We start from the raw sequence: 13,958 nt of genomic DNA, 5'->3' as shown, positions 1-13,958 counted from the left end.
ATCCCACTCCGCGTTCGTCAGATCCCCGCGACCCATACAGTCAGCCTGACCCCAACACCCCACCCGCGTCAGGAGATCCGAGAAACAGCGCCTAGGTCGTGGCCACACCGGCCTGGTCTGGCTCACCTTCGGCTCGACAACGCCCGCCGCGCGCACCTCGCGCCGCTGCTGATCGCCTCCTACATCGGTGCGGCGTATTGGGAGCTCTGCCCCGAGAACTCAAGATCCTCACGGTGGAGGCAGTGCTGTCCTCGGACGTGGTCATCGCGATGGGCCGCGGGGACACCTGTCCCTGCTTTCCCGGCCAGCGGTATCTGGACTGGCAGCTGGCGGACCGCCCCGCAGGTCAACGAGACGAGGGCGTCGTAGAGTTCGAGTCGGCCTTCCCCTCGCACGGCGAGCCGTTTGAAGTGGTGGAGCGGGAGGATGCGAAGGAGAAGGCCGTCAGCGGCACGGCGCGAAATGTGCTGTCGACAGATCAGGTCGACTCGCGGACCACGAGTTCGTTCGGCATGATCACCGGGTCTGCGGAGCCGCCTTCGATGAGGCGGAGGAGAAGGTGGACCGCGGCGGTTGCCTGATCGGCCATCGGGCTGCGCACCGAGGTGAGTGCGGGACTGGTGTAGGAGGCAGCTTCTATGTCGTCGAAACCGACAACGGCCACGTCGTCCGGGACGCGTAGTCCCGCTTGGTGCAGGGTGCGCAGAGCTCCGATCGCCATCAGGTCGTTGGACGCGAAAACGGCATCAAGGTGGGGATCGTCCTCGAGGAGCTGGCGCATGGCTTCGGCGCCGGAGACTCTGGTGAAGTCGCCCAGCGCCACGATCGAGCGACGGCCGGTGTCGCGCAGGGTCTGACGGTAGCCGTCGAGACGCTCACGCGCCTCGTAGAGGTCAAGTGGTCCGGTGATGGCGGCGATCCGGCGTCGGCCCCGCTGCAGAAGGTGACTCACGGCACGGGCTGCTCCGCCGGCGTTGTCCAGGGCCACGTACGGCACGTCCTGGGCGGAAGTGCGGTTGAAGGAGACGACCGGCAGGCCCTGCCTGGCCAGGGCTGCCGGCAGGGGGTCCGTGCCGTGCAGGGCCACGAGCATCACGCCGTCCACATGCCCGCCGGCGACATACTGTTCCACTCTGGTACGGCTCTGGTCCGATTCGGCGAGCATGAGCACCAGCCGTTTCCCTGCGGCCTCGAGTTCCCTGCTGACGGCGCGGACCACGGCGGAGAAGAGGGGGTCGTCGGAGACGACTCCCTGAGGCGGGTCGGAGACGACGACGGCCAGCGTGTCCGTGCGCCGGGTCACGAGGTTGCGGGCAGCCCCGTTGGGCACGTAGCCCAGCTCGCGCACGGCTCGCATGACGACGTCCCGGATCTGCGGGGCAACAGTCGTCTCGCCGTTGATGACGCGGGAGACGCTTGATTTGGACACGCCTGCCCGGGCCGCGACCACTTCGAGGGTAGGCCGTTTCATCCCTGCCCCTCCCCCATGCCGCCACTCGGGAGGGCTCTCAGGGAGCGATTTCTCATCAGGGCGACCTCCGGCTGCGCGTCGTGGCGATCCAAGCAGCGTATCCGCAGGCCGTGGCGGCATGACTGCGCTCCGGCGAGTTCTCTCTTTACGTCGCAGCCGTGGCCGTCCGGTCTGTTCGTCGGTCTCCAGAAAACGCTCCCCCACTGTTGCCTGCTTGATTCGGCGCTGTTTTTTCAAGGTGAACAACGCTATTGACAGTCCTCGGCAGCCGCCCCATCCTCCGTTCAGGGAGCGCTCCCTCACCGCCGTCCTCACCGGAGGAGTCGCCCGTGCGCATACTGCTGCGCCGCTTCGGCCTACCTTTTTGCCGTGGCGGCTTCACTGCTCACGTTCATCGCTCTCCCGGCCCGTCTGCTCAGGCGGCGGAGGTCCTGCTCTCCCAGTCCACCGCGTAGTTCCTGCTCTCCGGGAGCAGCCGTCCCCGGACCCGACGCACGTGAGGAAGTGAGATGCGCAGATATCCCGTCCATCTGTACACGCTGTTAGTGGGCATGCTCGTGGTCGTGCTGGCCGCTGCCCTGAGTCTGACTGTCTCGACCCAGCCTGCGCAGGCCGCCACGGTCACTGTCCAGGCTGAGTCCTACGTCGCCCAGTCCGGCGTCGCGTTGGAGGCCACCGCGGATGCCGGAGGCGGACAGAACGCGGCGTACCTCGCCAACGGCGACTGGATGCGCTTCGACAACGTCGACCTCGGCGCCGCCGGCCGCCTTACGGTCTCGGCCCGGGTCGCTTCCGCAGTCGGCTCGGGCACGGTGGAGTTGCGCACCGCAAGCCTGACCGGTCCGCTGCTCGCGGTCGTGCAGATCTCTCCGACCGGCGGCTGGCAGAACTGGGTGACCCGGGCCACCGACGTCGCCGCCCATCCCACCGGTTCGCAGACGGTGTTCGCCGTGCTGCGCAGCACAGAACCGGGCGACTTCGTCAATATCAACTGGTTCTCCTTCGTCGGTGAGGGAGACGGCGCAGCGGCCGGATGGGTACCCGTCGACCAGGCCAAGTGGAACGCTCAACTGACCCAGTACCGCGCGATGACGCCGGCCACCGTGCCCGCCGGCGTGGTCCGGGTCCCGGAGTTCAACGCCACCTGCACCTACAGTCACTCCAAGCAGGACGACCCCATCGTCCTGCCGGGTCTTCCCGGTGCGTCCCACATGCACAGCTTCTTCGGCAACAAGAGCACCGACGCGTTCTCCACAACCGAGACCCTGCTGGCCAACACACCGACCAGCTGCACACCCGCCAAGGACCTCTCGGCCTACTGGATCCCCACCCTGTACGAGGGCGACAAGGCCGTCGAACCCGAGGGCATGATCGTCTACTACGGCTCCCGGATCGACGATCCTTCGGCGACCGTTCCCTTCCCGCAGGGCTTCCGCATGATCGCCGGGGATGCAAAAGCGCAGGCGCCCACCCCCGCCGGGTCAACCGGCCAGTTCTGGTGCTCCGGCGAGGGCGGTGAGATCGGCCGCAGCGCCGACGGCAACTGGCCGGTCTGCGCCCCGAAAGCCCATCTCACCCACCAACTCGTCTTCGCCGACTGCTGGGACGGCAAGAACCTGGACAGTCCCGACCACAAGTCACACGTCGCGTTCACGTACAACGGCAAGTGCAGCGGCGCCTATCCGGTCGCCATCCCCAACGTCTCCTTCGTCTTCAGCTACCCGACCAGCGGCAGCGCCGCGGGCTTCCGGCTGGCCTCGGGCATGGCATCGTCCATCCACGGCGACTTCTTCAACGCCTGGGACAACGCAGCCCTCGGGCAGCGCGTGAAGGACTGCATCACTCAGAAGGCCAAATGCAACTCCGCCGGTACCTTCTGATCCTGCGGTCGGTATGCGCCTTGGCCATGGTGGTCCTGCCGGCTGTCGGCTGCACCGCGCAGCCGACAGCCGGCACACCGCCGACCACAGCCTTCAACGCCACCGACACCGCATGGATCCAGTTGATGATCCCCATGGACGAGCGTGCGCAGCTCCTGACCGGCCTCGCTCCCTCACGCGAGGGAGATCCGGCCTTGACGGCGCTGGCAGCCAAGACCGCCCTGCGACTGCGCGACAACCTGGACCGTCTGCGCGATCTGCTGGAACTCTCCGGCATCCCCGACACCCACCCCCACGAGGGGCACGACATGCCCGGCATGGTCAGCCTTGACACCCTCGAAAAGGCGGGCACCACGACCGGTCAGGCCTTCGACCGGATCCTCACCGAAGCTCTGCGCGCCCACCTCACCCAGTCCCGAATGCTCTGCGCCGGCGAGCGCACCCAGGGTCAGGCCGCCAAGGCGAAGGATCTGGCCGCGGCCATCGCTCGCAGCACGGCCGAACAGATCTCCTGGCTCGACAAACTGCGCCCGGCCGAACCTGCGACATCGAGCGGCACACCGCGGACAACCATTCCGTAGACCCATTCCGACCGGTCGGCTCCGGCGAGTCACAAAGATGGGGCCCGGTCACATAGGGCTGTATCGGGGTGGGGCGGCCGGCCTGTACAGGCCGCCCCTTCGAGGCGGGCCGGCGGTACCGGTCGCGGTGCGGTCGTCCCCGCCCCCCGGCCGGGGGCAAACCCGCAAGCGGGACTCACCGGGCGAGGAACTCCAGCAGGACTTCGTTGACCTCGGCGGTGTGTGTGGTCAGCAGTCCGTGGGGTGCGCCGTCGATCTCGATGTACTGCGCGGTGGGCAGAGCCTTCGCGAAGCGCCGGCCGGTGGCGTCGACGGGCAGGGTGCGGTCGGCGGTGCCGTGCACGATCAGGGCCGGGACATCGATCTTGGGAATATCGGCGCGGAAGTCGGTGGGCCAGGCGAGGGGGGCGGCGGCCGAGGCGATGGCCCCCGAGCCCGCGGCCACATTCCACGCGTTGCGGACCGCCTCTTCACTGACGCGGGTACCCAGGTTCTCGTCGAGGTTGAAGAAGTCGTTGTAGAAGTCGGAGAAGAACGCGTACCGGTCCTTCTTCACCGCGTCGGAGACACCCTGGAAGAAGGAAAGAGGCGCCGCGCCCTCGGGGTTGTCGTCGGTGATCTCCAGGAACGGCTCCAGCGACGCCAGGAACACCGCCTTGGCCACCCGGGCCGATCCGTAGGTGGAGAGGTAGCGGGCCACCTCACCGGTGCCCATCGAAAATCCGACCAGCACCGCCTCACGCAGGTCCAGCGCCTCCAGCACCGCGTTCAGGTCGGCGGCAAAGGTGTCATAGTCGTAACCCGTCGACGGCTGGCTCGACTTGCCGAAACCCCGCCGGTCATAGGTGACGACCCGGTAACCGGCCTCCAGCAGCGCCGACGTCTGCCCCTCCCACGAGTTCCCGTCCAGCGGATAGCCGTGGATCAGCACCACCGGCTGACCCGCTCCCTTGTCCTCGTAGTGCACCTCGATGTCCGCACTGTTCTCCGTACCGACCTTGATACGCCCCATGACCCTCAACCTCTCCTGGTGTGTGCCGCGTTCGTTCCGACAACCGTGACTATACGACTGGTCTACTCGGACCGTCAACGCCTCCCCCGTGGACACGGATCAGACGGACCGGCCGTGGGCGCGAGTCAGGGGACGGACTCGGTCTCGGCGGGCCGGTGAAGGAAGGCTTGCGGCGCGCTGCTCGCTCCGACGGCCGGGCGATGCAGCGCATCGCCGTCGGTCGTCCGACAGCTGCCCATGGAGCGGAGCGGGCGGCAGCGGCCGGAGGGACGGACGGGCGAGGTCACAAGAGATCTGTCAGGAAGCTCGCGATCCGTTCCCCCACGACCGCCGTCGGATGCGCGGGAGCCCTCAGAGTCAACGATCGGGCGATCCCCGACGAGTAGACGACTGGTCTATTTAGGGGGTACAGTACAGAACATGCCAGCCACCACGACGCGCAGCACCGACACCCGTCGGAACATCCTCGATGCCGCCCAGCGGATCATGGCCCACAAGGGCTACTCCGCGGTCGGCCTCAACGAGGTGCTTGCGGAGGCCGGCGTACCGAAGGGGTCCTTCTACCACTACTTCGCCTCCAAGGACGCCTTCGGCGAAGCCCTGCTGAAGAGCTACTTCGACGAGTATCTCGCCGAGATGGACCGCGTACTCGCGCACCCCGGCCAGTCCGCCGCCGAGCGCCTGACGGCCTACTGGCAGTTGTGGCGGGAAACGCAGAGCTTCGACGAGTGCCAGGGCAAGTGCCTCGCCGTGAAGCTCGGAGCCGAGGTCTCCGACCTGTCCGAGCCGATGCGGCTGGCGCTCAAGGAGGGAACGGGCGCGATCGTCGACCGCCTGGAGCGAACCATCACCAGTGGCCTCACAGACGGATCGATCACGGTCGACGGCGCACCGCGCGAAACAGCACAGATCCTGTACGACATGTGGCTCGGCGCCAGCGTCATGGCCAAGATCCATCGAAGCCTCGAACCCCTCGAAGCCACTACGGCGATGACTCGCCGACTCCTGCACCTGTAGAACAGGGCACGCCTTCCCCGTCCGGCGAATCGCCGGACGGGAGGCATTTTCTCGCCGGTCAATATACGACTGGTCTACTTATAGGAGAGCACCATGAAGGTTCTGATCGTTCTCACCTCGCACGACGAGCTCGGCGACACCGGTCGCAAGACCGGGTTCTGGCTGGAGGAACTGGCGGCGCCCTACTACCACTTCAAGGAGGCCGGCTGGGAGATCACCCTCGCCTCCCCCAAGGGCGGCCGACCGCCGTTGGACCCCAAGAGCAACGAGATCGCTTTCCAGACCGAGCAGACCCGCCGGTTCGAGTCCGACCCGGAGGCGACCTCGGCGCTCACGAACACCGTGCGCCTGGACTCCGTCTCGGCGGCGGACTTCGACACCGTCTTCTACCCCGGCGGCCACGGCCCGCTGTGGGACCTGGCCGAGGACGCCGACTCCGCCCGCCTGATCGAGACGACCCTGCGCTCGGGCAAGCCGCTCGCACTGGTCTGCCATGCTCCTGGTGTCCTGCGCCACGCGGTCAACGAGGACGGCACGCCGCTGGTCCAGGGCAGGAAGGTCACCGGGTTCACCAACTCGGAGGAGGAAGGCGTCGCGCTCACCGAGATCGTCCCCTTCCTCGTCGAAGACGAACTCAAGCACCTCGGCGGCGTCTACTCCAAGATCGGCGACTGGCAGCCCTACGTCGTGCAGGACGACCTCCTGATCACCGGCCAGAACCCGGCGTCCTCGGGTCCGGCGGCCGAAGCCCTCATCAAGCTGACCACCACCATCAACGCCTGACAGGCTTCCCCCCTCGCACTGCCCCTCCCCGTATCCGTTCGGCCTGGGCGGCCTCTGCGCCGCTCCGGTCCGGACGGATACGTGTGTTTCGGTGTTGCGTGGCAACTGGAGGCGACGTCAGGCACGTCTCGGCGCGGCGGAACTTACGGTTTGTGGGTTACCCAGAGCAGTTCCGCCGGCCAGCGGTGTGCCCAGTCGGGTGGGTCGGTTTCGTTGTAGCCGTTGGGTGTTCCGAGTTCGGGCCGCGGCTCGATGAGGTCGTCGATGATGAGACCCGCACCGCGCAGGACCCTGACCCAGTCGCCGTAGGTGAGCTGATAGCTGGTCGCGCCGTCGTCTTCGGCGATGGCGTTCAGCCCGAAGTAGTCCTGCTGCAGCGTTGTGGTCACGCGGCTGCCGGCTTCGTCATAGCACGCTTCGAACCATGGGCTGGCGACGTTGAACACCAGGCGCCCGCCTCGACCCAAGACGCGTGCGGCCTCAGGGACGGCCAGGTGCGGGGGCGCCCAACTGAGCCCACCGAAGTCGCAGAACACCAGATCGAAGCTGTCGGCGGCGAAGGGGAGTTGCTCGGCGGCGCCTTGCACCAGCGGGTAACGGGCCGCTCCCATCGCGCGGGCCGCTGCGGCGAGTTGGGCTTCGGACAGGTCGAGCCCGACCACGGTGGCGCCCTCGGCGGCGAGCGCCCTGGACCACTGGCCGGCGCCGCAGCCGAGTTCGAGGACGCGCTTGCCGGTGACGTCGCCCAGGGCGTGCAGGTGCGCGTCGGGGATGGAGTACATGCCCCACAGCCGGGGTCTGGCGCCGATTTGCGGGTCGTGCTCGTGCTGGTAGGCGCTGCTGATCTGGTTCCAGAGCCGCCGGTTGGCGGGGATGCTGTCCACGCGCCGACTCCAGCACTGCCTGCCGGGGGCGGTCAACACGATTAGGGCACAGGCCGACCCTCGCCTCGGCCCGGCCCTGGCTCGGCCCACGATCCGCCGGACGAGACCTAGTGCGTGCGATCTCACGACTCGACGTGCGTTTGCTCGATGAGCCGCGCCGGCAGGACACCTACGAACTCCGAACATGGGATCAACGGCATGCCTTGATCCGCCTCGGCCGCGCATCCCAACTGCGAGACGCGTTGCTCCTCGCTGACGAGCAGCTTATGTCCCGAAGTGTGCCCGCAGCGGTGAAGATTCGTAGAGATCGCTCCACCGTCGCACTACGCCGGTGCGCTCGCGGAAGTAGATGCCGTTGAGCAAGCGCGTCCACCCCGCCCACGGTTCCTCGGCAAGTGCGGCTCCAGCCGAGCCCACTCTTCATCCGAAAGATCTCCCCGCCCCATGTCCCACGGAACGAGTTCCCAACAGGAGCGTCACACGACCCATCAGACACGACCTAGCCCTGGTCGACGACTTCGCCCACGGGCGGCTACGTGAAGGTGTCCGACTACCGTGTGCTCGACCTGCTACACCATTGCTGGGCCATCCACCGACTTCACGGCGAGACCGCATGGATGTGCCTGAGGTGCACCGACCTCAAGGTCCTCGCCACGGCCCCGCCTCCCGGCTCCCCCACGGGAGGCCACGCGGCTACCCGCACGCGAGGTATCCCTCGGTGCCCGCGTCAGCTCGACCACAGCCCCGACCACGGCAGGTCAGACTCGCATTCCGACGTGGCCGGGGGTGGCTCGCTGATGTCCTGTCGTAGCGAAGGTCGAGTGATTCTCATTGAACCTTGAATGGTCCAGGTCACCTGTCTTCGTTCCGGCAGCCGCATCCGGCGGCGCTCTTGGCGTCGCCGACGGTGAGGGACGGGTCGGTCACCTGCTCGGCGGGGGTGCAGCAGGCGGTGACACCGCAGCAGGAGTCGCTCTCAGCACGGGAGACGGTGGCGGCCGGGCCGGCGGCGGGTTTGGTGGCGCGGACGATGGCGGAGTGCATGCCGTCGGCGACGGCGTGGGTCGGGGTGATGTCGACGTCGGTGAACCCGGCGGCTTCCAGGCCGGCGCGGTATTCGGCGAACGAGAGGGCGCCGGCGATGCAACCGACGTAGTCGCCGCGCTCGGCCCGCTGTGCGGTGGTGAGGGCGTCGTCGGCGACGACGTCGGAGACGCCGATCCGGCCGCCGGGCTTGAGGACGCGGAAGGTCTCGGCGAACACGGCGGGCTTGTCGGTGGACAGGTTGATCACGCAGTTGGAGATCACGACGTCGATCGTGTGCGCGGGCAGCGGGATCGCTTCGATGGTGCCCTTGAGGAAGTCCACGTTCGCGGCGCCGGCGTTCGCCGCGTTGGCGAGGGCGAGGGCGAGCATCTCCTCGGTCATGTCCAGCCCGTACGCCTTGCCGGCGGGGCCGACGCGGCGGGCGGAGAGGAGGACGTCGATGCCGCCGCCGGAGCCGAGGTCCAGGACGCGTTCGCCTTGGCGCAGTTCGGCGACGGCGGTGGGGTTGCCGCAGCCGAGGGAGGCGGCGACGGCGTCGGCGGGCAGGGCGTCGCGCTCGTCGGCGGCATACAGGGTGGAGCCGAAGTTCTCGTCGATTTCGACCGGCTGGGGCCCGCAACAGGTGGTGCTGCCCTCGGTGACCTTCACGGCTGCCGCCGCGTACCGTCGGCGGACGGTTTCGCGCAGGTCGGTGGACTGTTCGCTCATGACTCACTCCCAGGTAACGGGCCACAGCACGGGCCCGGAACGGCCTGTATAGACGTTCATTGATGCAACCTTGCGCCTTGAATCGAAAAACGTCAACATAGAGGCATGTCGAAACAAGCACCTGAGGTGATCGGCCAGGACGCCGCCTGCTGCCCGGGCCTGTCCGCCGCCCCGCTGGACGAGGACCAGGCGGCCGACCTGGCGCAGGTCTTCAAGGCCCTGGGCGACCCGGTCCGGCTCCGCCTGATGTCGATGATCGCCTCGCGCGGCGAGAGCGGCGAGGTCTGCGTGTGCGAGCTGACCCCGGCCTTCAACTTGTCTCAGCCGACGATCTCCCACCACCTCAAGCTGCTGCGGCAAGCCGGCCTCATCGACTGCGAGCGCCGCGGCACCTGGGTCTACTACTGGGTGCTGCCCGGCGTCCTGGACCGGCTCGCCGCGTTCTTGACCACGACGCAGCCCGCCGGGGCCACCGCGTGAACGCCTCCCTCGTCCGCCGTGCCGCCGCAGAGGCAATCGGGACAGGGCTGCTGGTGGCGGTGGTGGTCGGCTCCGGCATCCAGGCCACCGAACTGTCGCGCGACGCAGGTGTGCAGCTGCTCGCCAACTCTTTCGCCACCACCTTCGGGCTGGGCGTCCTCATCCTGCTGCTCGGGCCGGTGTCCGGCGCGCACTTCAACCCGGCCGTCAGCCTGGCCGCCTGGGTCACCAGCCGCCGCAATCCCGACGGCCTCCCCCTGCGGGACGTCGCCGCGTACGTGTCCGCCCAGGTCGCGGGCGCGATCGGCGGGGCGGTCCTGGCCGGCGCGATGTTCGCCGAGCCGCTGGTGCAGTTCTCCACGCACGACCGGTCCTCCGGTCACCTGTGGCTCGGCGAGGTCGTCGCCACGGCCGGACTGATCCTGCTGATCCTCGGCCTGGGCCGGATCGGCCGCACCGCGCTCGCCCCGGCCGCGGTGGCCTCCTACATCGGCGCCGCCTACTGGTTCACCTCCTCCACCGCCTTCGCGAACCCCGCGGTGACCATCGGCCGCGCCTTCACCGACACCTTCGCCGGCATCGCGCCCGCCTCCGTCGCCCCGTTCATCGCCGCCCAGCTGCTCGGCACCGCGCTCGGACTCGGCATCGTGACCGCCGTCTACGGCACACGCACCGTCCCGGCGCGGCCCGAGGCCGCCGTCGCATCCGCACAACCCGAACTCGCCTCCTGAGCACTCGCTCCGCCTCCGAGAGAGACCCGCAATGAGCACTCCTGCTTCGCGCCCGTCGGTACTGTTCGTCTGCGTCCACAACGCCGGCCGCTCCCAGATGGCCGCCGCCTTCCTCACCCACCTCGCGGGCAACCGCATCGAGGTCCGCTCCGCCGGCTCCGCCCCCGCCGACACCGTCAACCCGGCCGTCGTCGAGGCGATGAACGAAGTCGGCATCGACATCTCCGCCGAAACCCCGAAGATCCTCACGGCCGAGGCCGTCCAGGCGTCCGACGTCGTGATCACTATGGGGTGCGGCGACACCTGCCCCGTCTTCCCCGGCAAGCGGTACCTCGACTGGCAGCTCGACGACCCGGCCGGACAGGGCGTCGAAGCAGTGCGCCCTATCCGCGACGCGATCGAGACGCGCGTCCACGCGCTGATCTCGGAACTGGCATGCAACTGACGACCCGCCCCGCTCGGGGCAGACCGCTCAGCCTTCAGTGAGAGAGCAGCACAGCTACCCACCTTCGGTGAGAACGCCATCGAACCTTGATCGCACAAGCCGGGGGGCGAACGGCCGCTCTACGCTGTCGCGCGAGGGGTAATCAGGGCAGGCCACGGCGGCAGGGGCATTGGATGGGGTGGGAATTGGGGGTGGACGGCCTCGCGGTCCGGATGTCGATAGCCGTGGTGACCGCGCCGGTCGGAGTGTCCGGGGCGGTGTTCCTGCTCCCAGTGCAGCTCAGCGTCTTCGCCGTGCCCAGCCCGGCCGTCACGCCCACCAACCTGCTCTACAACCGGTGCTCCCTCCACTGCGAGTGGGGCAGGGAGCCGGAGCTTCTCGGTGCGGGCGATACGGCACCGGGCCACTTGCCGGCCGTCGTTGCACTGCTGCACGGGTCGACCGTGCCTGGGCGAGGTCAGGACCCGGTGCGGGATGTCCGTCGCGCAGGCCAGGCGATCAAGGTCGTCGCCAGGGCGGCCATCGCCAGCGCCGAACCGGCGATCAGGACAGATGCGGGGTCCCACAGCCTGCCCAGCACCTGCACGAGGACGGGGAAGGCGAATCCGACGTAGGTGAGGCTGTAGAACACGGCGATCACGGTGGAGATGTTCTGCGCGCCGGCGAGCGACTCCACGAGCTGCAGCCCGCTCACCAGCAGAAGACCATAGGCCGAGCCCAGGACGACGGCCGTGGCCAGCAGGAGGACCAACGAACCGGTGGCGACGGTGAGCGCCGCGGCGAGCAGCCCGACGATCACCGACGCCATGCCCGCCCGGAAAGGTGCCGCCGCGGAGCGCCGGGCCAGACGCCGCGCCCCTGGCTGCACCGCGATGCCACTGCCCAGGGTGACAGCGGCGACCACGCCACCACCGACTGCGCCGTACCCTCCCAGAGGCACGAGGACGGGCAGCGCCGCGAGCGACACGGTCGCGGCCCCGAAGACCCACGGTGCCGTCGGAAGCACCGCGGTCAGGAAGAGACGTCCGGTCAGCACCTTCATCGGTCCGTCACCGGAGTTCGACGAGCGACTGCCCCGCCCGGTGAAAGGCAGAGCGGTCTCCCGAGCACGCCACACCACCGGCAGGGTCAGCGCCACCAGAACGATGTGCACCAGGTAGGCCGTGGTCTGCGGCGAGGGCAGCCACTGGACGATGACACCGGACAGCAAGGGTCCGATGGCGAACCCGGCGGTCAGCGCGACCGCCGACCGCCGCGCACCCGCCCCCACGACCTCCGCGGTGTCGGAGAGTTCTTTGATCCATGCCGTTCCCGGCCCGAACGCCGACCCGGCGCTGACTCCGACCAGAATCCGTCCGGCCAGGATCCTCCCGAACACCCCGCCGGAGAAGAGGATCACTGCGGAGCCGAGCGCGGAGAGCAGCAGGGCAGCCAGGAGAACGCGCCGCCGACCGAGCCGGTCGGAGACTCTGGCCATGACCAACAGCGCCGGAACGAGTCCCAGCGCATAGGCCCCGAAGAGGGCATTGACCTGAAATCCGCTCAGATTCCCGCGGTAGACCTGCAGGACGGAGGCGAACATGTTCGCTCCCCATCCGACCGTGAAGACAGCGGCCGCGGGCCGCATCCACGCGGTCCGCGTGATCCCTGCCGAGAACTCCGTCGTGGCCGGAGCACCGTCGGCACCGTCGGCGGCGGGGAGCCTCGCACAGCGGTTACGCCCGCCGTCACCGGGGCTCAGCAGGTGCGCGGCGCCATGCCGACGAGAAGGAGCCGCCGTCTCTGAAGTAGCCATGACCGCGACATTAGACCATGAGTAGACCAGTCGTCTACAGCACAGTCGATGGAGGCAGTGCCGCTCGGCGAACGGCGGCGCCCGTTCGAGGTGAACAGTGGTGGGGCGCCGGTGTCTGCCCCTGTCGGTTGGTGAGAGGGCGCGCCATCGTGACCACGATGGCGCGGCCTTCCGTCATGCCGTCCCCGGGCGTACGGACAGCAAGGGCTGGAGCGTTCCAGCGAGTGCCTACCTCGGTCGGGTGAACACCTTCAGCGAACCGATTCCCGACGACACGGCCGGTTCAGGGAAACCGGCGTGACCACGGCCGGATCCCTGTCCGGACAGGTGCGGCTCAGGGGGGGGCGGACACCGACGGCACGGGCTGAACCGACCCGCAATGTCGTGGCGCGGGGGTGGCTCCACTCCCCCGGTCTCCTGACCAGCCCCAACCCGGAAGGGTGATACGGCGGGCGGGGCCGTGACCGTGCGGGCGGGATGCCGGGTTGGTCGGGCATGACTCGACTGATCCCCGCCTGTGTGCTCGCGGCCGTTCTCGCCGGTCCGGCCGTGTCCTCGCCGCCGTCCACGGCCGCCGTACCGGTCCGGCCGGCCGGAGTGTCCGCCCCCTGCACCTCGGTGTGGGAGGTGACGGGGAAGAAGGTGGCGGTGCGCCGTCCGGCCTGGAACGACGGCCCGGTCGCCAGGCCGGACAGCCCCGTCGACCATTACCTGCACCGGGGCCAGAGGGTGAGGTCCTGCATCGTCGCCATCGCGCGGACCGAGCGCGGACCCGCCTACCGCGCATGCGGCCGCGACGGCAGCACGTGGCGCGTGGTGCCCGGCGGGCAGGTTCCCCAGACGTGTCTGAAGAGGGTCGGCGCCGGACGGTGACAGCACGCGCTTGGGGCGCTGCCCCGGCCCGGCCTGTCGAGGCATTCAAGAGACCAAAGGGCCGCAACGTCTTGAGGGTCGGGTCAGGGCCGAGGCCAGGGTCACTGCTGCGTGGACGTCGTCGTTGCCGAGCTCAGCGCCGAGGGCCACCACGCCAAGGAGGAGGACGCCGCCGGCCTTCCCCGCTCCAGGACCGGCGTATCAACTTCTTGGGCCGCTACCTGTTGAAGAAGAGTGAGGCGTCGCCCGCG

General features: G+C 68.7%; 13 protein-coding genes and 2 pseudogenes. 9 read left to right on the top strand and 6 right to left on the bottom strand.

The features are described from left to right. Positions 1-478: 478 nt before the first annotated feature. The gene (locus ACFVYS_RS28255; RefSeq protein ID WP_389506460.1) at positions 479-1,471 is read right to left on the bottom strand and encodes a LacI family DNA-binding transcriptional regulator; all 993 of its coding nucleotides are present in this window, start codon (positions 1,469-1,471) and stop codon (positions 479-481) included. 509 nt (positions 1,472-1,980) lie between these two features. Between ACFVYS_RS28255 and ACFVYS_RS28250 the strand changes: the two genes are divergently transcribed. Together ACFVYS_RS28250 and ACFVYS_RS28245 are read left to right on the top strand one after the other, a co-directional pair. Beyond that, positions 1,981-3,351 carry a DUF1996 domain-containing protein gene (locus ACFVYS_RS28250; protein WP_389506458.1) on the top strand — a complete coding sequence of 457 codons (1,371 nt, stop codon included), beginning with the start codon at positions 1,981-1,983 and terminating at the stop codon, positions 3,349-3,351. Between the two features lie 26 nt (positions 3,352-3,377). Next, positions 3,378-3,932: a DUF305 domain-containing protein gene (locus tag ACFVYS_RS28245; RefSeq protein WP_389506456.1), complete on the top strand. Its 555-nt coding sequence runs from the start codon at positions 3,378-3,380 to the stop codon at positions 3,930-3,932. 175 nt (positions 3,933-4,107) lie between these two features. Here the strand turns inward: ACFVYS_RS28245 and ACFVYS_RS28240 are convergent, their stop codons facing one another. After that, positions 4,108-4,944, bottom strand: a complete 837-nt coding sequence (locus ACFVYS_RS28240; RefSeq protein WP_389506454.1) for an alpha/beta fold hydrolase — start codon at positions 4,942-4,944, stop codon at positions 4,108-4,110. A gap of 420 nt (positions 4,945-5,364) precedes the next feature. Between ACFVYS_RS28240 and ACFVYS_RS28235 the strand changes: the two genes are divergently transcribed. Together ACFVYS_RS28235 and ACFVYS_RS28230 are read left to right on the top strand one after the other, a co-directional pair. After that, a complete protein-coding gene (locus tag ACFVYS_RS28235) occupies positions 5,365-5,961 on the top strand; it encodes a TetR/AcrR family transcriptional regulator (RefSeq protein WP_389506452.1) in 597 nt (198 codons plus the stop codon). A gap of 93 nt (positions 5,962-6,054) precedes the next feature. After that, entirely contained in the window at positions 6,055-6,744 is a 690-nt protein-coding gene (locus tag ACFVYS_RS28230; RefSeq protein ID WP_389506450.1) for a type 1 glutamine amidotransferase domain-containing protein, read from the top strand. A 143-nt stretch (positions 6,745-6,887) separates the two neighbouring features. On the opposite strand, the gene ACFVYS_RS28225 is transcribed toward ACFVYS_RS28230, so the two are convergent. The 3 genes and pseudogenes from ACFVYS_RS28225 to arsM all read right to left on the bottom strand — a co-directional run bounded on the left by ACFVYS_RS28225 (position 6,888) and on the right by arsM (position 9,383). Beyond that, positions 6,888-7,628, bottom strand: a complete 741-nt coding sequence (locus ACFVYS_RS28225; RefSeq protein WP_389506448.1) for a class I SAM-dependent methyltransferase — start codon at positions 7,626-7,628, stop codon at positions 6,888-6,890. Between the two features lie 303 nt (positions 7,629-7,931). After that, positions 7,932-8,074, bottom strand: a pseudogene (locus tag ACFVYS_RS28220) (IS5/IS1182 family transposase); the annotation flags it as partial. A gap of 406 nt (positions 8,075-8,480) precedes the next feature. Next, on the bottom strand, positions 8,481-9,383 hold the full coding sequence (gene arsM / locus ACFVYS_RS28215; RefSeq protein ID WP_389506446.1) for an arsenite methyltransferase: 903 nt from the start codon (positions 9,381-9,383) through the stop codon (positions 8,481-8,483). Positions 9,384-9,488: 105 nt separating this feature from the next. Between arsM and ACFVYS_RS28210 the strand changes: the two genes are divergently transcribed. The 4 genes and pseudogenes from ACFVYS_RS28210 to ACFVYS_RS28195 form a co-directional block, all read left to right on the top strand. Continuing rightward, entirely contained in the window at positions 9,489-9,863 is a 375-nt protein-coding gene (locus tag ACFVYS_RS28210) for an ArsR/SmtB family transcription factor (RefSeq protein ID WP_389506444.1), read from the top strand. Then, positions 9,860-10,594 (top strand): aquaporin, encoded by a 735-nt coding sequence (locus ACFVYS_RS28205; protein ID WP_389506442.1) that lies wholly within the window; start codon positions 9,860-9,862, stop codon positions 10,592-10,594. The genes ACFVYS_RS28210 and ACFVYS_RS28205 overlap by 4 nt, the downstream gene beginning before the upstream one ends. Before the next feature lie 31 nt (positions 10,595-10,625). Further along, positions 10,626-11,039, top strand: coding sequence for an arsenate reductase ArsC (locus ACFVYS_RS28200; protein WP_389506440.1), 414 nt, complete (start codon positions 10,626-10,628; stop codon positions 11,037-11,039). 173 nt (positions 11,040-11,212) lie between these two features. Then, positions 11,213-11,374: pseudogene (locus ACFVYS_RS28195) on the top strand (sulfite exporter TauE/SafE family protein); the annotation flags it as partial. 122 nt (positions 11,375-11,496) lie between these two features. Here ACFVYS_RS28195 and ACFVYS_RS28190 read toward each other — a convergent pair. Next, complete coding sequence (locus tag ACFVYS_RS28190) at positions 11,497-12,666, bottom strand: MFS transporter (protein WP_389506470.1); 1,170 nt, start codon at positions 12,664-12,666, stop codon at positions 11,497-11,499. 663 nt (positions 12,667-13,329) lie between these two features. Between ACFVYS_RS28190 and ACFVYS_RS28185 the strand changes: the two genes are divergently transcribed. After that, the gene (locus ACFVYS_RS28185; protein WP_389506438.1) at positions 13,330-13,707 is read left to right on the top strand and encodes a hypothetical protein; all 378 of its coding nucleotides are present in this window, start codon (positions 13,330-13,332) and stop codon (positions 13,705-13,707) included. The last annotated feature ends 251 nt before the right edge of the window (positions 13,708-13,958 follow it).

The sequence above is a fragment of the Streptomyces sp. NPDC058295 genome (assembly GCF_042880655.1).
GTDB lineage: Bacteria > Actinomycetota > Actinomycetes > Streptomycetales > Streptomycetaceae > Streptomyces > Streptomyces coriariae.
This window is presented reverse-complemented; position numbering and strand designations above follow the sequence as displayed.